The organism is Pantoea sp. GM_Pan_3 (assembly GCF_026541045.1).
In the GTDB taxonomy this organism is placed as follows: domain Bacteria; phylum Pseudomonadota; class Gammaproteobacteria; order Enterobacterales; family Enterobacteriaceae; genus Pantoea; species Pantoea anthophila.
In genome coordinates this window covers 371,058-389,353 of sequence record NZ_JALNVA010000004.1, presented here as the reverse complement: position 1 = coordinate 389,353, position 18,296 = coordinate 371,058, and the positions used below count along the sequence as shown (strand labels likewise).

Annotated in this window: 20 protein-coding genes and 1 riboswitch; of the genes, 15 read left to right on the top strand and 5 right to left on the bottom strand. The window is 56.1% G+C overall.

Annotated elements, in window-relative coordinates; all coding sequences use genetic code 11:
- Positions 1-227: 227 nt before the first annotated feature.
- Positions 228-1,178: a hydroxyacid dehydrogenase gene (locus OXR04_RS14515; protein ID WP_046102874.1), complete on the bottom strand. Its 951-nt coding sequence runs from the start codon at positions 1,176-1,178 to the stop codon at positions 228-230.
- Entirely contained in the window at positions 1,178-1,870 is a 693-nt protein-coding gene (locus tag OXR04_RS14510; protein ID WP_267371189.1) for an RraA family protein, read from the bottom strand. The genes OXR04_RS14515 and OXR04_RS14510 overlap by 1 nt, the downstream gene beginning before the upstream one ends.
- Before the next feature lie 172 nt (positions 1,871-2,042).
- On the opposite strand from OXR04_RS14510, the gene OXR04_RS14505 reads away from it, so the two are divergent.
- The 5 genes from OXR04_RS14505 (at position 2,043) to OXR04_RS14485 (ending at position 6,644) form a co-directional block, all read left to right on the top strand.
- Positions 2,043-2,753 carry an IclR family transcriptional regulator gene (locus tag OXR04_RS14505; protein ID WP_009093107.1) on the top strand — a complete coding sequence of 237 codons (711 nt, stop codon included), beginning with the start codon at positions 2,043-2,045 and terminating at the stop codon, positions 2,751-2,753.
- Positions 2,754-3,090: 337 nt separating this feature from the next.
- A complete protein-coding gene (locus OXR04_RS14500; protein WP_167431723.1) occupies positions 3,091-4,074 on the top strand; it encodes a DUF1852 domain-containing protein in 984 nt (327 codons plus the stop codon).
- Positions 4,075-4,097: 23 nt separating this feature from the next.
- Positions 4,098-5,129 carry a methionine synthase gene (locus OXR04_RS14495; protein ID WP_009093105.1) on the top strand — a complete coding sequence of 344 codons (1,032 nt, stop codon included), beginning with the start codon at positions 4,098-4,100 and terminating at the stop codon, positions 5,127-5,129.
- 306 nt (positions 5,130-5,435) lie between these two features.
- The gene (locus OXR04_RS14490) at positions 5,436-6,065 is read left to right on the top strand and encodes a LysE family translocator (protein ID WP_267371182.1); all 630 of its coding nucleotides are present in this window, start codon (positions 5,436-5,438) and stop codon (positions 6,063-6,065) included.
- A 141-nt stretch (positions 6,066-6,206) separates the two neighbouring features.
- Positions 6,207-6,644: a GFA family protein gene (locus tag OXR04_RS14485; RefSeq protein ID WP_267371180.1), complete on the top strand. Its 438-nt coding sequence runs from the start codon at positions 6,207-6,209 to the stop codon at positions 6,642-6,644.
- Positions 6,645-6,686: 42 nt separating this feature from the next.
- On the opposite strand, the gene OXR04_RS21565 is transcribed toward OXR04_RS14485, so the two are convergent.
- Positions 6,687-7,016 carry a DNA topology modulation protein FlaR gene (locus OXR04_RS21565; protein WP_346274708.1) on the bottom strand — a complete coding sequence of 110 codons (330 nt, stop codon included), beginning with the start codon at positions 7,014-7,016 and terminating at the stop codon, positions 6,687-6,689.
- Positions 7,017-7,458: 442 nt separating this feature from the next.
- On the opposite strand from OXR04_RS21565, the gene OXR04_RS14475 reads away from it, so the two are divergent.
- The 6 genes from OXR04_RS14475 to OXR04_RS14450 all read left to right on the top strand — a co-directional run bounded on the left by OXR04_RS14475 (position 7,459) and on the right by OXR04_RS14450 (position 12,133).
- Positions 7,459-8,577, top strand: a complete 1,119-nt coding sequence (locus tag OXR04_RS14475; RefSeq protein ID WP_267371175.1) for an alkene reductase — start codon at positions 7,459-7,461, stop codon at positions 8,575-8,577.
- A 16-nt stretch (positions 8,578-8,593) separates the two neighbouring features.
- Positions 8,594-8,911, top strand: a complete 318-nt coding sequence (locus tag OXR04_RS14470) for a helix-turn-helix transcriptional regulator (protein WP_009093099.1) — start codon at positions 8,594-8,596, stop codon at positions 8,909-8,911.
- A gap of 107 nt (positions 8,912-9,018) precedes the next feature.
- Positions 9,019-9,139: riboswitch (TPP riboswitch) on the top strand.
- 84 nt (positions 9,140-9,223) lie between these two features.
- A complete protein-coding gene (locus OXR04_RS14465) occupies positions 9,224-10,207 on the top strand; it encodes an FAD-dependent oxidoreductase (RefSeq protein ID WP_185185193.1) in 984 nt (327 codons plus the stop codon).
- The gene (thiS, locus tag OXR04_RS14460) at positions 10,197-10,394 is read left to right on the top strand and encodes a sulfur carrier protein ThiS (RefSeq protein ID WP_009093097.1); all 198 of its coding nucleotides are present in this window, start codon (positions 10,197-10,199) and stop codon (positions 10,392-10,394) included. The genes OXR04_RS14465 and thiS overlap by 11 nt, the downstream gene beginning before the upstream one ends.
- A 2-nt stretch (positions 10,395-10,396) precedes the next feature.
- Positions 10,397-11,155, top strand: coding sequence for a thiazole synthase (locus tag OXR04_RS14455; protein ID WP_009093096.1), 759 nt, complete (start codon positions 10,397-10,399; stop codon positions 11,153-11,155).
- Positions 11,156-11,164: 9 nt separating this feature from the next.
- A complete protein-coding gene (locus OXR04_RS14450; protein WP_111207176.1) occupies positions 11,165-12,133 on the top strand; it encodes a HesA/MoeB/ThiF family protein in 969 nt (322 codons plus the stop codon).
- A gap of 8 nt (positions 12,134-12,141) precedes the next feature.
- Here the strand turns inward: OXR04_RS14450 and OXR04_RS14445 are convergent, their stop codons facing one another.
- Together OXR04_RS14445 and OXR04_RS14440 are read right to left on the bottom strand one after the other, a co-directional pair.
- Positions 12,142-12,555 (bottom strand): ASCH domain-containing protein, encoded by a 414-nt coding sequence (locus tag OXR04_RS14445; protein ID WP_111207175.1) that lies wholly within the window; start codon positions 12,553-12,555, stop codon positions 12,142-12,144.
- Between the two features lie 243 nt (positions 12,556-12,798).
- Positions 12,799-13,341 carry a thioredoxin domain-containing protein gene (locus OXR04_RS14440; RefSeq protein WP_009093093.1) on the bottom strand — a complete coding sequence of 181 codons (543 nt, stop codon included), beginning with the start codon at positions 13,339-13,341 and terminating at the stop codon, positions 12,799-12,801.
- Positions 13,342-13,659: 318 nt separating this feature from the next.
- Here OXR04_RS14440 and OXR04_RS14435 point away from each other — a divergent pair, with 318 nt between their 5' ends.
- The 4 genes from OXR04_RS14435 (at position 13,660) to OXR04_RS14420 (ending at position 18,283) form a co-directional block, all read left to right on the top strand.
- Positions 13,660-13,929, top strand: coding sequence for a hypothetical protein (locus tag OXR04_RS14435; protein ID WP_046102883.1), 270 nt, complete (start codon positions 13,660-13,662; stop codon positions 13,927-13,929).
- Positions 13,930-14,383: 454 nt separating this feature from the next.
- Entirely contained in the window at positions 14,384-14,974 is a 591-nt protein-coding gene (locus tag OXR04_RS14430; protein WP_009093091.1) for a fimbrial protein, read from the top strand.
- 54 nt (positions 14,975-15,028) lie between these two features.
- Positions 15,029-15,697 carry a molecular chaperone gene (locus OXR04_RS14425; RefSeq protein ID WP_267371166.1) on the top strand — a complete coding sequence of 223 codons (669 nt, stop codon included), beginning with the start codon at positions 15,029-15,031 and terminating at the stop codon, positions 15,695-15,697.
- 45 nt (positions 15,698-15,742) lie between these two features.
- Positions 15,743-18,283, top strand: coding sequence for a fimbria/pilus outer membrane usher protein (locus OXR04_RS14420; RefSeq protein WP_267371164.1), 2,541 nt, complete (start codon positions 15,743-15,745; stop codon positions 18,281-18,283).
- Positions 18,284-18,296: the final 13 nt, after the last annotated feature.

Genomic DNA, 18,296 nt, shown 5'->3' with positions numbered 1-18,296 from the left:
CTGGCCCTGCAGGGACAGGTGACGCTATCTGCGGGTGTTTAAAGCTGGAGTGGCGCGATGTGGCATCTGAATGCTGAGCGCGTTTGCAAGGTTGTGGCAGGCCACTGGGAGGGCAGAGGGAAAGTTTCAGAGGCCAGGGCAGTAAAGCGGCAAGGGCAGAGGGGAGAACGCATAAAAAAACCGGCTAAACGGCCCAGGCGCCTGTTTAGCCGGTCAGGAAAAGCCGATCAGGAAACCGGACTTTCGTCTTTCACCGGTTCTGCCAGCACGTTCAGCACGTTTGTGGCTGCCACGGTGCCCATCTTCACGTAGGAGTTATCACTGACGCCACCAATGTGTGGCGACAGAATCACGTTGTCGACATTCTGCCAGATATGCGGGGCGGTCAGCGGTTCTGTGGCAAAGCTGTCCAGCGCCGCCGAGGCGATCGTGCCGTCATTCAGTGCCGCGATCAGGGCTTCATCATCGATCAGCCCCCCGCGAGCCGTATTCACCAGAATGGCGCCTTTTTTACACAACGCCAGCGACTCTGCGTTGATCATCTTTTGGGTCTGTTCTGTCAGCGGGCAGTGCAATGAAATCACATCTGACTGACGCAGCAGATCGTCCAGCGAGGAAGAGACACACTCATCCGGGAAAGTGCGCGCATAGGGATCATAGGCCAGGACGTTCATGCCAAAAGCGCGGCCGATACGGGCCACGCGACCCCCTATCGCCCCCAGACCCACCAGCCCGAGGGTTCTGCCCTCCAGCTCCACGGATTTGTGGGTCGATTTATCCCAGTGTCCCTGACGCATGCGTTGATCCAGCGGGATCACCGATTTAGCGCAGGCCAGGATCAGCGCCCAGGCGTGCTCTGACACGGCAGCCGCGTTGGCACCCGGGGCCGACTGAACACTGATATGACGCTCAGCGGCGGCTTTCTGATCGATGACATCGATGCCACTGCCGTGTTTGGAGATAACGCGCAGAGCGGGGGCGGCGTCCATGATGCGGGCGTTAATCTTGCCGTAGCGGACGATGATCCCCACCGGGTTGTGCTGCTGGCAGAGCTGAACCAGAGTCTCTTCGCCCGGCTGTTTGCCTGCATACACAATCGTGAAATCGTCGAGCAGGCTGACTGCCTGCGGCGCCAGATCGCTGGCCGTAACCAGAATGACAGGAGAAGAGGTCGTCATTACAGCACCTCCCCGTCAACCAGCATGCCAGCCGTAAGCAGCGCTTTCTCTAACCAGGGCGCGCGGAGATCGCCATCGCGAATGGCGGCGATGCGGCTGGTTTCGAAATCCAGTTTTTTCTGCGCCAGTTCGATCAGGGCCGGAACGGCTTCACGAGGCAGCACAACCACGCCATCGATATCGCCAATCACCAGATCGCCAGGCTGAATTGCTGCGCCTGCTACTGAAACAGGGAAGTTAACCCGTCCCGCCACCGATTTGGTCGGGCCGCACGGGTTCAGGCCCGCTGCAAATACCGGGAAGCCATTGGTGCTCAGTGCATCGGCATCACGAACCGCGCCATCGATAATAATCCCGGCAATGCCAGAGGCCTGCGCCTGAGTAGACATAATTTCGCCGATTAATGCGCAGCTGATGTCGCCATTGCCATCAACCACAATCACATCGCCCGGCTGGGCAATAGCCAGTGCGGCGTGGATAGCGAGATTGTCACCCGGTCTGACTTCAACGGTGATAGCGGGACCGGCAACTTTCATGGTGTGGGAAAGCGGTTTTACGCGTCCGTGCAGTGTTCCGCGTCGCCCGGCAACATCTGCCAGTATCGCGGCCTGAAACTGAGCAGCCTGTTTTACGAGCTCTGGCGCGATACGGGTAATGTCGCGATTGATGAAGGTATTATCTGCATGTGGCATAGATCATCCTCTTTCGTTTTACCAGGTACAACTTTGTTGTACAATATAAAACTACTATATCTATGTTAATTTGGATCACACCAGTGTTAAGCATTCATTTGTGATGTAAATACGATGTGAATCACAAATTACAGGGTAAACTGCCTGCCGTCGCAAACAGGAGAACCTGCTAATGGGGAATGAAGGCGTAATTGCCGTAGAAAAAGCGCTGGCGCTACTGGATTGTTTCAGGCCTGGCGAAGAGTCACTCACGCTGACCGCGCTGGCCCAGCTTTCTGGGTATCACAAAACGACGGTTTATCGCCTGATGAACTCACTGGAACGCATGAATTACGTTATCCGGCGCGACAACGGAGTTTATACCCTGGGACCGAGACTGCTCTATCTGGGCAAGCTCTATGAACAATCCTTTCATCTTGCCACTATCGTCCAGCCTGAGCTACATGCCCTGGCGACGGCCACGGGTGAAAGCGCCACCTGGTATGTCATCGAGAAGGATCAGCGACTCTGTCTGTTCAGGGCGGAACCGTCAGAAGGCTTGCGGGAAACGCGTCTGCCCGGAACGTTTCTGCCGCTGGACAATTCAGCCATCGGAAAGGTGCTCCGCTGCTGGGGACGCAGAGAACCGCTGTTTGAGACTCAGCCGGAACTTCCGTTGTTTACCTCCGGTATCCGCGATCCGCATATCGCCTCATTATCACTTCCGGTGTTTGGTGAGGGCGACAATATGCTCGCGGCCCTGGCCCTGACCGGGCCCGCTTCACGCCTGACAGAGGCGAAACGCGACGGCGGTCTGGGTAAACTGATGAAAGAGGCGGCGCACAGGCTTTCCCTGAAATCGGGTGCGCGAAAAGCATTCTGCGATGATTTTTATAAGATCTAGCGCAGCGCACCAGCGGTAACGTTACCGCTGGTGAGATAAGCCCGGCACCCGTGCAGATTTGCCGCGACGCCTGGTTCTGTGCGAAGGTGACAGGCCCGCGCACGGGGGCGGGTAAATGAATGTCCCGCCCGATCGTGAAAAATCCCCCGCTTTCCCGTCTCAACATGAATTTCCTTCATGTTCGTTGAAATTTAATCACTTTTTTTCACCCGCCCGTTGAGGCATAAAGTAAGAATTGTTAATAACTTTGAGAAATATGAATGCTTGTTAAGGGATAGCAAAGCTGCATAACCCTCTCAGCAACAATTCATATCAGCGACCAGGATACCCGATAGCGATGAACAACGATTTTGCCTTTACCATCAAGCGTATTCGTTTCGACGAAAATTATAACCCTTCAAAAAATACGCGCGCGACGACGAACTTTGCGAATTTAGCGCGTGGCGAAAAGCGTCAGGAAAATCTGCGCAACGCCCTGGTGATGATCGATAATCGTTTTAACTCGCTGGCGCACTGGGACAATCCAAAGGCTGACCGCTATTCCGTTGAACTGGAGATCATTTCTGCGGAGCTGAATCTTCAGGGTGGCGCTGACGGCGAAGCGTTTCCGGCTATCGAAATTTTAAAAACCTATATCGTGGATCATCACACCGGTGAGCGCAGCGAAGGCATTGTGGGAAATAATTTCTCATCCTACGTGCGCGATTATGATTTCAGCGTGGTGCTGGCAGATTTTAATAAAGGGCAGACTGAATTCAGCACGCCCGCGGATTTTGGCCAGCTGCACGGCAACATTTTTAAAAGCTTTGTTAACTCACCGGTCTATAAAGAGAATTTCAGCAAATCACCGGTTATCTGCCTGAGCGTGTCCAGCAAAAACACATATGTGCGCACCGGCAATCAGCATCCCATTCTGGGCATTGAATATCAGCAGGATGCGCCCTCACTGACCGATTTCTACTTCGGGAAAATGGGCCTGAAAGTGCGTTTCTTTATGCCGCAGGGCAGCGTTGCGCCGCTGGCGTTCTATTTCCACGGGGATCTGCTCAGCGATTACACCGACCTTGAGCTGATCGGCACTATCAGCACTATGGAAACGTTCCAGAAGATCTATCGCCCTGAAATCTATAACGCGAATTCCGCTGCCGGTCACTGCTATCAGCCGACGCTGCAGCATCAGGATTACTCTTTAACCCGGATTGTTTACGATCGTGAAGAGCGCAGCCGGCTGGCTGTTGAGCAGGGGAAATTTACTGAGGCCCATTTCATTAAGCCTAACCAGACCCTGCTGGCGCAATGGTCCGCTGAATCCGTTCTTTAATTAAAATTAAAAGGTCACCTGCTATGAAAACCTTATTACCGACATCCACCGCTGGCAGCCTGCCAAAACCCTCCTGGATCGCACAGCCAGAGGTGCTCTGGTCACCCTGGAAACTGCAGGATGATGAGTTAGTGGCGGGTAAATTAGATGCGCTGCGTCTCTGCCTGGACGATCAGGTGCGGGCGGGGATCGATATCGTCAGTGATGGTGAGCAAACCCGTCAGCACTTCGTCACGACCTTTATCGAACACCTCAGCGGCGTGGATTTTGAAAAGCGCGAAGTGGTGCGTATCCGTAATCGTTATGATGCCAGCGTCCCGACCGTGGTGGGTGAAGTCTCCCGTCAGAAGCCGGTCTTTGTCGAAGATGCAAAGGTTTTACGTAAGCTGACCGATCGTCCGATTAAATGGGCGCTGCCGGGGCCGATGACCATGATCGATACCCTCTACGACAACCACTACAAAAGTCGCGAAAAACTGGCGTGGGAATTTGCAAAAATCCTCAACCAGGAGGCAAAAGAGCTGGAAGCCGCAGGCGTGGATATTATTCAGTTTGATGAGCCGGCTTTTAACGTCTTTTTCGACGAGGTTAACGACTGGGGTATTGCGGCACTAGAGCGCGCTGTCGAAGGGCTGAAGTGTGAAACCGCGGTGCATATCTGCTATGGCTATGGCATCAAAGCGAACACCGACTGGAAGAAAACGCTGGGAACCGAGTGGCGCCAGTATGAAGAGGTCTTCCCGAAACTGCAGCGCTCATCGATCGATATCGTCTCGCTGGAGTGCCAGAACTCGCGGGTGCCGATGGATTTGATCGAGCTGATTCGCGGCAAAAAAGTGATGGTCGGCGCCATTGATGTGGCAACCCATAATATTGAGACGCCGGAAGAGGTCGCCAGTACGCTGCGCAAGGCGTTGCAGTTTGTGGATGCCGAAAATCTCTACCCTTCGACCAACTGCGGCATGATCCCGCTGCCGCGTCATGTTGCCAATGGCAAGCTCAACGCGTTGAGCGCAGGCGCAGAGATTGTCCGCAGAGAAATTCTGGGCAAATAAGCGCTTCCTGAGCCCGTTCAGTCCGGCGAATGATTTCATTTTCACAATGCGATCGGCCGGACTGAATCTTAATTCTGCTTTTGCCCGTCTCATTTCCCGCTAAACCTCTTCAGCACTGCGCCCGTGCGCGATGACAAATGCGCATATAAACCGCTCAACCTGCCGGATTTCATCCGGACTCTCATCCGACCTGATCTTTATCACCGCTGAATGAGATTCCGCCCATCAGGCGGACGACAGCATCACTGGTAAATGTTCGTCACAACCGATATAACAGATTGATAACAATCAATCTCAGAGGCAGTTATGGCGCTTTCGCATGAATTACTCCTGATTTTCACCACCTACTTTGTCGCCACGGCCAGCCCGGGTCCCAGCAATATGGCGATAATGGGAACGGCGATGAAAAAGGGCAGGGGGGCCGCCCTGGCGCTGGCAGCAGGTGTGGTGAGCGGCTCGATGATCTGGGCGCTACTGGCCGCCTGTGGCGTGCTGACGGTGCTGGCCACCTACGCAAAGTTGCTGATTGTATTGAAGGTTGGCGGCGGGTTATATCTGCTCTGGCTGGCATATAAAGCAGGGAAATCGGCCCTGCGCCGCACCGAAGCGACAGGCATTGATGCCAGCACTGAGCGGGTCGCCTGGGGCAGACTGTTTCGCCAGGGAATACTCATGCATGTCGGCAATCCCAAGGCGATTCTCACCTGGGTGGCGATCATGTCTTTTGCCCTGAAGCCCGATATGGCTGCCTCCACGGTACCGCTGATCATCGCTGGCTGTGCAACGATCTGTCTGCTGGTGTTCGGCGGATATGCGCTGCTCTTCTCGACGGCGGTGATGAGCGCGTTCTATCGCCGCATCCGTCGCGGACTGGAGGCGCTGTTAGCCTGCTGCTTTGCGCTGGCGGGGCTGAAACTGGTGTTCAGTCGCCACTAAGTCGGGGATGGCCGTTCGCGACTTCTGCATGAAAATGGCACACCCTGTGCTGATGCAAACAACGGTTTCGCCAGGGTGTCACTGCGATCAGGGGGGCATCCGCAGCGGTGGCCTCTCTCATTACATCAACAAGGCGGTGAAATGAAAGGCTCGTGCTTGTGTGAAACGGTGGTTTTTGAGCTGGCAGCGCCACCCACGCTTTACTACCGTTGTCACTGTTCGCTGTGCAGAAAGCAGAGCGGAACCGGTTATAACCTGGCGACGCTGGTGAAAGCGGGGGAGTTCCGCTGGACTGGCGGAGAAGATCACCTGGCGTCATGGCAAAAAGCCAGCGGTTATCGCAACGATTTCTGCACCCGCTGTGGCTCCACCGTGCCCAACCCGCTGCGGGACCGGCCTTATGTCTGGATTCCGGTGGGTTTACTCAATGAGGCGGTGGATATGCAGTGTGTCGGCGACTTCTGCACCGATGATGCGATGCCCTGGGACACGACCCGCTCACCAACCACCCATGCCGGACCGGTGCCGTCGCTGACGGCGCTGTTGACCCATCTGAAACTTGCTGATGAATCGCCATAGTTTCTCTGACGGTTTCTGTCTGCATTCCTGGCCGTTGGCTGGTTATGCTCCAGAGTGTTTTAGCTGAAGTCCCCACTCTTCCGCGCAGAGATTCATGGCGCGAGGAGAACTGAGCAGCAGTTTTGGCAGCGTGAGCGAGTCATAGAGCTGCCTGTGCCGCTTCCGGTTCTGAGGGGCGATGCGGATAATGTAGTTTATCATCGCCAGGCTTACCGGCTCTCTGTGAGTCCTGAGTCCCCCGATCCGCGGCGTGGAGGAGTAGCATCGCCTGACATAGCGCAGCAGCGCTAAAGGCACGCTGACATCCAGAAGAATCAGTCCGGTGGCCCGGGCGAGCCGTGCTTCAATACACTTTGTGTAATTGCCTTCCATAATCCATCTCTCCTGACTGACTGCTTCGGCGTGTAAACGAAGGAACAGGTCCGGCTCCCTGGGCACCCACTGACTGCCTGGAATATGATGTAACTGATCCAGGTGCACCACAGGCAGACCTGTTTTGCGTGACAGGGCCTCAGCCAGCGTAGATTTTCCGCTGTTAGAAGGCCCGAGAATACAGATGCGTGGTCCCAGCGCGTCTGACGAGATTAGCCTTTTCACAGATAGCTCCCTGTTAATTCCGATAGATGCGCTATGAGGGTAATTGCGTCTGCATCCGGAACAGCAATCCTACCCCACGGGTTCATCGCCTGGCGATAAGTCTCTCATAACCTGATAAAATCGGGCACAGGACAAATAAAAACCCCACAAACACATTTACAAATTTAAATGTGTAAATATAATGTCGCCTCTTCAAACACCAGAGGATTTTTTTGTCATGCCATCACTTTTTACCCCCCTGAGCCTGGGCGACCTTCAGCTCCGTAACCGCATCGTTCTGCCGCCGCTGACCCGCTGCCGCAGTGAGCAGCCGGGCAATGTTCCCGGTCAGATGATGGTGGAATATTATCGCCAGCGCGCCGGTGCCGGACTGATGATCACTGAAGGCACCCAGATTGAGCCTCGCGGGCAGGGCTATGCATGGACGCCGGGGATACACAGTGAAGCGCAGATTGCGGGGTGGAAAAAAGTCACCGAAGCAGTGCATCAGGAAGGTGCCACTCTTTTCTGCCAGCTCTGGCACGTGGGGCGGGTGTCCCATAATGAACTTCAGCCAGGAAAAGAGGCCCCGGTTGCGCCGTCAGCGATAGCCGCCGATAACGTCCGGGTCTTTATTGAAACCGGACCGGGTGCCGGGATGTTAACCGCGCCCAGCGAGCCGCGGGCGCTGACGAACGCGGAAGTGAAAGAGATTGTGGCGCTTTACCGGCGGGCGGCGGAAAATGCCAAAGCGGCCGGGTTCGATGGCGTTGAGCTTCACTCCGCCAACGGCTATCTGATTAATCAGTTTATTTCTGAGCACACCAACTTCCGTACGGATGAATATGGTGGCTCGCCTGAGAATCGTCTGCGTTTTCTGCGTGAAGTGGTTGAAGCGGTAAGTTCAGTCTTTGGCAGTCATCGTGTCGGCGTCCGGTTTGCCCCGCTTTTCAGCAGCACGGACGAAGATCGTGTCTATCTGGGCCTGGTCGAAAGTGATCCGCATGCGACTTATATCCGCGCCGCGCAGCTGCTCAATGAGCTGGAAATTGGTTATCTCTCTATCGCCGAGGCGGACTGGGATAACAGTCCTGACCTGCCGGAGATCTTTCGGATTGCGCTGCGGGAAACCTTCCGCTCGCCCATTATCTACTCAGGCCGTTACACCGCCGAAAAAGCACAGCGGATGCTGGATAAAGGCTGGGGTGACCTGTTTGGTTTTGGCCGCACCTTTATCGCCAACCCCGATCTGCCCGCGCGGATTAAAGCAGGCAATCCGCTGAATCCGGTGGATCACACCTCCCTGTATGGCGGAACGGAGAAAGGGTATACTGACTACCCTGTTTATCCATCCTGATGTTTTGCGAGGCGGCATGTCACCCGAAGAGGCCCTGAAGTTACTGGCCAATCCCACCAGAATGGCCGTGCTGATGTGGCTCAAAAACCCTGACGAAGCGTTTGCAGGCTATGCCCAGCTCTATCCCTTCGACCAGTATGGCGTCTGTGCCAGTCTCATCCAGGACAAGGCGGGCTTATCGCAGCCCGCCACCTCGTTATGCCTGAAAGCCCTGCAGAGTGCCGGACTGGTGGAAACCAGCAAAGTGGGTAAATGGACCTACTATCGCCGTGCCGAACCGCGTATTCGGGAAGTCACCGACGCAGTGACGCACTCCCTGCAGGCGCTGCTATAGACGTCGCCGCGCGCCTCTGATCCGGTAGCGACATCTTTCCTTGTCTCTCTCTTTCTGCGTCGCGCCCCTGCACACTGCTTGACGAAGCTGTTCGCTTCACTTACAACTAAACCCGTCAGGGGAGTCTCGCCGGAGAGACTGAGAGGCTGATAGCGCACCCGCGCGGCTCAGCGACCCTTAGAACCTGACCCAGTTGATACTGGCGTAGGAAGACGGGTATCGCATCAGATACTTGCCGCAGGAGCGCATTCGCGTCGCTTCTGCCTATTCCCTCTGTATCACGGGTCTTCGTTAACGGATAACGAGGCGAATGTGACCCACTCAATCCTGAATCTCTCTTCTTCTGTGGCGGGCAGCCAGGGCCGCTGGTCGGTGCTGGGCAGCGGCGTCGCCGGACTCTGTGTCGCCACCCTGCTGGCGGAACGGGGAGAAGCTGTCGAAATTATTACTCAGCCTGACTGCCGGGCAGCCTCGCACTGGGCGGGCGGCATGCTCGCGCCCTGGTGCGAGGCAGAAAGTGCACCGCCAGAGGTGATCGAATGGGGCCAGCATGCCGCGGGCTGGTGGGCAAAGCGTGTCGATGGTGTGGTGCAGCAGGGCACGCTGGTGGTTGCACCGCCGCGTGACAGCCGTGAGCTGACGCGCTTTGCCAGCATGACGCAGCAGCATCAGTGGGTGGCCCCCGGCGACGTTGAACCGGCGCTGGAAAACCGCTTCGCTCGCGGCCTTTTCTTCGCCCGGGAAGCGCATCTCGACCCGCGTCGGGCGCTGCAGCAGCTGCAGGATACGCTCAAAGAGGCGGGCGTGCCGTTTCACAGCGGTCAGCCCGGCGGAAAGATTATCGACTGTCGCGGCATCCACGCCGCCGATCAGCAGCCCGCGTTGCGTGCCGTGCGCGGCGAAATGGTGATCCTCCATACCCCCGACATTTGCCTCTCCCGTCCCGTCCGGCTGCTCCATCCGCGCTTTCCCTGCTATCTGGTGCCTCGTGCCAATGGGCACTTCATGCTGGGTGCCACCATGGTCGAAAGCCATGACAGCAGCCCGATTAGCGCGAAAGCGATGATGGAGCTGCTGAGCGCCGCTTACAGCCTGCATCCGGCGCTGGCTGAAGCGCGTATCGTCGAGAGCGGCACCGGGTTGCGTCCTGCTTACCGGCAGAATCTGCCGGAGGTGCGCTACGAAAATGGCCGCTTCTCGCTTAACGGCCTCTACCGACACGGCTTTTTACTGGCCCCGATAATGGCTGAAAACCTTATGCGGCGACTGACTCAGGAGACACCCCATGCGAATTGAACTCAACGGACGCGCGATCGAAACCGGCGCAACGACCCTGGCGGAGCTGATGCAGGAGCAGCAGATCGATCCGCGCACCGTCGCCACCGCCCTGAACGGTGAGTTTGTGCCGCGCACCCGTTACGCCAGCCAGCGACTTGAGGCCGGGAATCAGCTGGAAATTCTGTCCCCGATGCAGGGAGGTTAATCATGTTTTATCAGTTTGCACCAACATCCCGTTTTCTGCTCGGCACCGCCGGTTACCCCTCGCCGGAGATTCTGCATCAGGCGATCGACGCGTCAGGCGCGGAGATCATTACCGTGAGCCTGCGACGGGAGGGGCGTGAAGGCGCGGCCTTTCGCACGCTGCTGCAACAGCTCAACAAACGCATTCTGCCGAATACGGCCGGCTGCCATTCGGTAAAGGAGGCGGTGACCACGGCGCAGATGGCGCGTGAACTGTTTGATACCCCCTGGATCAAGCTGGAGGTGATTGGTCATGCCGACACGCTGCAACCCGACCCCTTTGCCCTGGTGGAAGCCGCCCGCATTCTCTGCGCTGACGGATTTCAGGTGTTTCCCTACACCACGGAAGATCTGATTGTCGGTGAAAAACTGCTGGAAGCCGGCTGTGAAGTGCTGATGCCCTGGGGGGCGCCGATTGGCTCCGGCCAGGGACTGCGCAATATCGAGGGGCTGCGCGCCATGCGTGCCTGGTTTAAGGATATTCCGCTGATTATTGATGCGGGGATCGGCGCGCCGGGCCAGGCGGCTCAGGCGATGGAGATGGGCTTTGATGGCGTGTTGCTCAACACGGCCGTAGCAAAAGCTCGCGATCCGGTGCGGATGGCCGGTGCCTTTGCCGCCGCGATCCATGGGGGACATGAGGCGTTTCAGGCCGGGCTGATGGAGCAGCGCGATATGGCGTCGGCCTCCACGCCCCTGTTTGGTCTGGCACAGTTCAGTTAAGGAGCGACAATGGATCGTTATCAGCGACAGACGATGTTGCCGGAAATTGGTGAGGCGGGGCAGCAGCGACTGAGCAGGGCGCGGGTGCTGGTTGTGGGCGCAGGCGGTCTCAGTGCCACGCTGCTGCCCCTGCTGGCAGGTGCCGGGGTAGGGTTCATTCGTCTTTACGACGGCGATCGGGTTGAACTGCATAACCTTCACCGTCAGACGCTGTTTGGTGTGGACGATGTCGGGCAGCCAAAAGCCCTCTGCGCACAGCGGGCACTGGCGCAGCGAAACCCTGAGTGTGAAGTCGACGCGCATCCGCAGTCACTGAGCGCCAGTCTGCTGCCGCAGGCGCTGGCGGAGATTGATGTAGTGGTGGATGCGGCGGATAATTTTGCCATTACCTATCAGCTTTCGGACGCCTGTTATGCGCGCGGCCTCCCGCTGATCTGCGCCTCAGTGCTGGGGCGCAAAGGCTATGTCGGCGGATTCTGCGGCGGTGCGCCCGGCTATCGCGCGCTGTTTCCGCACTTGCCCACTGCATCGGCTGACTGTAACACCGCGGGCGTTATGGGGCCTGCGGTGGCCACGCTGGGGGCCATGCAGGCACAGATGGTGCTCACGGTATTGCTGAAACTGACGCCTTCACCGCTGGGTTGTATGATCCACTGCGACCTGGCCTCGTGGCATATGCGACAGTTCCGCTTTGACGATGCCCCGGAACCGGAGGCGCCGGGCACGCCGTTCATCGACCTGGCCATGCTCACTGGTGAGGACTGCATTGTGGAGTTGCGCAGCGCCGAAGAGGCCCCGGTCAGCGTGGCGGAAGGGGCGTTGCGCATGCTGCCAGAGCAGATCGCCGGCTGGCAGCCGCCTGCCGATCGACGCGTGGTACTGGTGTGCGCCAGCGGAATGCGGGCCGCGCGTGCGGCTGAAAATCTTGCCGCACGCGGGGTCACGCGTCTGGCGCTGATGGCAGCAAAGGCGCTGTAACTGCCGGTTCAGATCACCTCGACCAGCTGGAACGTTTCGAAAATCAGCTCCATCTCAGGGTGAAAAGAGCCTTCCCGCTGAAAGTATCGCTGATGTTCCTGACGCCAGTAGTCGAGGCTGAGATCGCCTTCACCCTCGAGCATCGCCATCTCCGGCGTCACCCGGTCAAAGCGCGTCAGGAATAGCCCGGTGGTGCGGATCACGCAGACGGGCTGCTGTTCACCGTTGAGAACAATGCTGTAACCGCCCGGCTGGGGCAGTTTTTCCTGATCCTGCCAGCTGGCTGCCGACCCACAGGTGGCCACTTTTTTTCCCGCAATAATCAGCGTACTTAACGCGTTCGCCAGCTCGGGTGAATCACCAAATGCATCGACCATCGCATCCGGATATTTTTCCTGCAGTTGTTCCAGCGTCATCGTCATCAGCAAATCCTTATGAAAGTGGGTGCGTGCCTGCATCATTGCAGAGGCACCGGAAAGGTGTGCAGCCGTTCTCTCTGCAACAGCGTTATCTGCGGAGCAGGCCGGTTGTCGCCGAACAGCTTACCCGGCCTTCCGGCAGGAAAACAGGCGAATCTCCAGGATAAACCGTTTCGCCCGCCGATGTCGTGCAAAAGCGCCGCTGTCAGGCAACACAGTGACTAAGGAGAGACAGTTACGCCAGAACTAGCGCTTCAGGAAGCTCGCCCACTGCTCAATGTCATCACCGCTGCTAATCTCAGGCTGCACCAGGCCGTTGACCATAAAGGTAGGAGAGACGTGAATGCCATTCTGGCGGGCGTATTTGCAGTGCCACTTGATGGCATTCTGCAAATCGGGCCGATCAAATGCCGCCATGGCGTCGACGCCACTGTAGGTTTTCAGGCGTTCCAGAATCTGATTCGGGGTGGCATCGCGGTTCGGACCGGTGCAGTGATCGGTAAATTCAAACTCTTCGCGGTGATCGGCAACGGCCTGCATCACCTGTCTGGCGGCCGTTTTACTTTCGCAGGCCGCGGCGAGGATATAGCGCACAATGAGACCCGAATAGAGGTGCCACGGCTGGGATTGCAGACGGATCTTCAGAGTGATGTTCTCTTCGCCTGCGTGCGCCAGTAAGGCGTCGAATTTATTGAAAGCGCGAACGGAAAACGGACAGGTAGGTTCCAGAAAGACTTCGAAGACCGCAGGACCCTGACCCCAGACCAGAACATCAGCGTGCTGATTCATTAACCACTCCTTAAGTTTAAACGTAACGGGAAGTCGTTTTACTCTGGCAAATCTGCGGCACAGCAGCCAGTTAAGAATGGGGCTCAATTGTTACAAAAATCGGCAATCAGAAGCGGAGCCGCAGGTAACAGGCGACAGGCAGGGCTCTGAATCGTTAGAATTATCCGTTCTGGCAATCTTCGCCGCGGGTTCTGGACGGCCGCTGGCGAGTCGCTATAGTTAATCAGCAGCGTTCATTCGCCTGAATGAGAAGATCTTTTCTGTGACTTCCCTGTCGGGGATACACGGGAAGCGGATACGTGTTAGAAGAGGCTAAATTTGTATACCGATCTCACCTGGAAAACACTCTATCGCATTATTAACCAGACGATCGCGGACATGCTGGATGAACAGCAGACCCTGGATGTCCTGTCACTGCGCGCCCGTCTGCTTGAACGGGCGGAAAAAGAGGAGGATGAGGTGATGGTGCTCTGCTACTGGCAGGCCTGCAAAATACTGAGGCGTTTACCTGCCACCGTGACTGCCAGCCAGTTAATGCTGGCTGCCCGCCATGCTTTTCGTGCGCCGCTGGATAACGATCTGCCCTGAGTGAAGCGGACTGGTGCGCTTCAGCCGTGAACATAACAGAAAGGGCGACGCCTGAACCGGAGAGAGGTCCCTGCGGGTCATAGCGCAGAGCACCCATTCATACCTGATTTAACGATGGACTGCTTAAAGATCCCCATTCTGGAATTCATAAATATTTTTTGAAAATATAATGGGTAATTAAAGTGATCATATTATTCATCACATCCTGTCTTTTATTTTCCGACTATTTAAGTCGGGATTGCTGGAATTGATCCTGCTCAATTAACCTCCTCAATATTAAATCTCAGCCCCGGATAAATCTGCTCGTTTAAGTTTCGTCTACCTTTGTTTAATTAATATACCCGCAACATAATAAACAGCGCGTTATTATGTTGGCGCATTATTATCGATGCATATTTATCCATCTGGTGGTTGGTTGCGGCCACTTTGCATGTTCTGAAAAGAGAAACAGTTGATGAATATCAGAAAACGTATTCTGCCAGTGGCGCTGGCGGGCCTTATGATTTCCGGATCAGCATTCGCCACCCCGACTGACGGCCCATCCCCTATTAATACGAATCCGGGAACGGCAGCGGGAACGCAGGGAGCCGGTGGTGAAGTTAAATTTACCGGTGAAATTACCGATGTATCCTGCAACGTGACAACCGCCAGTAGTAAGCAGAGTATTGATTTAGGTAAATGGGCCAAATCCTATTTCGAAAGCCGTACGGAAACCACTGAAACGCCGTTCACTATTTCAGTCACCGACTGCCCGACATCCGTCAAAAAAGTGGCGGTGCTTTTCGATGGCGATAAAGACAGTGGCGACAGTACCCTGCTTAAAGTTGCCAGCGGCGGGGCGTCCGGTGTCGGCGTGAAACTTTATGAAGCTGACCGCCAGACTCAGGTGGCTATCGGCGCCGTCTCCAAAAACGTTGATGTAGTGGCAGCCAGCACGGGGGGGCACGCCGATTTAAAATTCTATGCTGATTACAAAAGTGACGGTGCCGCTATTAATGTGGGCGCGGCCAATGCCGTTTCAAATTTTGTGATGGTTTATAACTGATTCATAGCAGGGGCAACCCTGCTTTCCCTCCGTAATTCAATGGCGTAACGCTTTATGATTAAGGTAATAAGAATTATTTCGCTCATTTCGGCGTGTCTGCTTCATCTCGCGGCGCATGCAGGTGTGGTGATGGGAGGGACCCGGGTTATTTTTGCTGAAGGAAAAAAGGAAGCCACGCTGTCGGTAACAAATCAGGATAAAACGACACCCTATCTTATCGAATCCTGGATCGAGAATGCCGATAAAAATAATCACTCCCGCGTCCCTTTTATTGTGACGCCCCCGCTGTTTCGCCTGGATGCCAATAAAGAGAACCTGCTCAGGATTAATTATCTGGGCATGCCACTGCCGAAAGATCGGGAGTCTGTTTTCTGGCTGAATGTCAAATCGATCTCACCCACACCGCGCGATAAAAGCAATCAGCTGCAGGTCAATATTAAATCGAAATTTAAACTCTTTTTCCGGCCAAAAGGGCTGGCGGGAAATCCGGCTGACGCCTGGCAGGACATCGCGTTTCGCCAGCAGGGCAACCAGCTGATTGCGCATAACCCGACGCCCTATTTTGTCTCCTTTTATACGCTGAGCGTGAATCATCAGGCGATCAACGATCCCGGCATGATTGGTCCGGGTGAAGATCGTCACTGGACGGTCAGCCATGCCGGCCCGGTCAGCTGGTCTGCCATCAATGACTATGGCGGCGTTACTGAAGAACGTACACGCTGATGGATTTTGTTGTGGTTTTACTGATCTGATGCCGGGGCCTTAACCGTGAAAGTGACGCAGCACGCGCAGTTAAAGAAGAGAAAATATGCAAAGACGTGGCATGCCTCTTCATGGCTGGCGGGTGTACCGGGAGTGATACTGATGGTGTTCTGCCCGTTGCGGGCTGCCCGCGCCGACGACTACTTTAATCCGGCGGCGCTGGAGTTTTCATCCGATCAACACACGGCCGCCGATCTGCACTATTTCGCCCGTGAGGGCGGCCAGCAGCCCGGCACCTATCATGTCTCGCTGTTGCTCAACAACAAAGTGATCGATAGCCGTGATGTCTCTTTTGTTGAGGGTAAAAACGGGCTGATTCCCCAGCTGACGGTAGCCGATCTCTCCGCGATGGGGGTAAACGTTGAGGGTTTCTCTGCATTCAGCCACCTGAAGAAAGATGAGGCGATTGCTGAGCTGGGCGATTACATTCCCGATGCCTCAAGTGACTTTGATTTTGCGCACCAGCAGTTAAACCTTTCCATTCCCCAGATTGCCCTGAAGATGAAAGATCGTGACTATGTCGATCCCGCCAGCTGGGATGAGGGCGTATCAGCGGCTTTCGTTGACTATAACCTCTCTGGCAGCAGCGGCCGCAATCAGAATGACCGCTGGAACTCGACGCTGCTGAGCCTGCGCAGCGGGGCTAATCTTGGCGCATGGCGTCTGCGTAACACGTCCAGCTGGCGTTACGATCTGGTCAGTCACTGGCAGTCTCAGACGACCTGGCTGGAGCGGGATCTTAAGACGCTGAAAAGCCAGTTCCGGGTCGGTGATACCTACACCTCGGGTGAGGTATTTGACAGCGTGCAGTTTCGGGGGGTGCAGATGATGTCTGATGACACCATGCTTCCCGAAAGTCAGCGCGGCTTTGCCCCGGTGATCCATGGCATCGCCCACAGTAATGCGCGGGTGACGGTGAGTCAGCAGGGTTATGTGATTTATGAAACCGTGGTCGCACCGGGTGCTTTCGAGATCAAAGATCTCTATCCCACCGCTCAGAGCGGCGATCTTGATATCACTATCCATGAAAGCGATGGTTCGGTGCGCACCTTCACCCAGCCTTACTCTGCGGTGCCTTATATGCTGCGTCAGGGACATCTGAAATATAGCGTCAGCGGTGGTCGATATCACTATTCAGGCAGTCACAATCTGCGCTCACCTGAATTTGTCCAGTCCACGCTGTTTTACGGACTGCCGCATGACTTTACCGCCTTTGGTGGCGTACAGCTCGCGCAAAACTATCACGCTGCGGCGGCAGGTCTGGGCAAGAGTCTGGGTGATTTCGGCTCGCTGGGAATGGATGTGACCTTCGCCAGCACCCGGTTACCGCAGGGGCTGAGCCGAAGTGGTCAGTCAGTGCGCGCGCAGTATCAGAAAAATTTTGCCTCCACGAATACCACTTTCAGCATGGCCAGCTATCGTTACTCCTCCAGCGGATTTTATGCCTTCAGCGAAGCCAATGCGCTCACCAGCCCGGCGAGTTTTGTCGATAACAAGCGCAGTCGTTCAGAAATTGCCGTCTCCCAGGGTATCGGTGACTTGGGCAGTCTCAGTGCGTCTGCCTATATGCAGCGCTACTGGCGATCAAACAGAAACGACCGCACCCTGCATCTGGGTTTCTACAGCAATTATAAAGCCATCTCCTGGGGCGTGGCCTGGTTTTACACCGACTCGACCCAGGCCCGGAAAGCTGACCGCGCTATCTCCTTCAATATTTCGGTTCCACTGAGTGCCTTACTGCCGGACAGTTCGGTCAGTTACAGCATGAATGCCAGCAATCGCGGGGATGTCTCGCAGCAGGTCGGCCTGTCAGGCAGTGCATTGCAGAACAATAACCTGCACTACACCCTGCAGCAGGGCCACGACAGTCAGGGGCAGAATGTGAACAGTAGCGGCTCGCTGGACTATCGCGGCAGTCAGGGCAGCGTCAGTGTCGGAGTTGGTCACGATCGTCACAGTACGCAGTACAGCTATGGCCTCTCGGGCGGGATCGTGGCCCATGCGCACGGCGTGACGCTAAGCCAGCCTCTGGGGGATACCTTCGCGATTGTCCGGGTTCCGGATACCGCCAATGTGGGCATCCAGAGCGGCAGCAATGTGTTCACGGACGGCCGCGGCTATGCAATTGTGCCTTCACTTTCGCCGTATCATGAAAATGCCATCGAACTGGAAACTGAAACGCTGCCCGACAATGTAGACGTGGAACTGGATGGGCAAACGGCTATCCCGACCCGCGGGGCGATTGTGCTGGCTGACTACGCGACCCATGTGGGGAACCGGGTGCTGTTCACGCTTACCTGGCAGCATACCTTCCCGCCTTTTGGTGCCACAGGGCAGATTGCAATCCATGCCGGGGGGAATCAGAGCAGCACAAGCGGCATTGTCGCAGAAAAGGGCGAACTCTATCTGAGCGGTGTGCCCGCTCAGGGGACGGTTGAAGTGAAGTGGCAGGAGGAGGGGAAACAGAAAAGCTGTCGCGCGCCGTTCCGCCTGTCTGACGCCAGCGGCACGAATCCGGTCAGACTGGTCTCTGCGGTTTGCCAGTAATTCACAGGAGTTT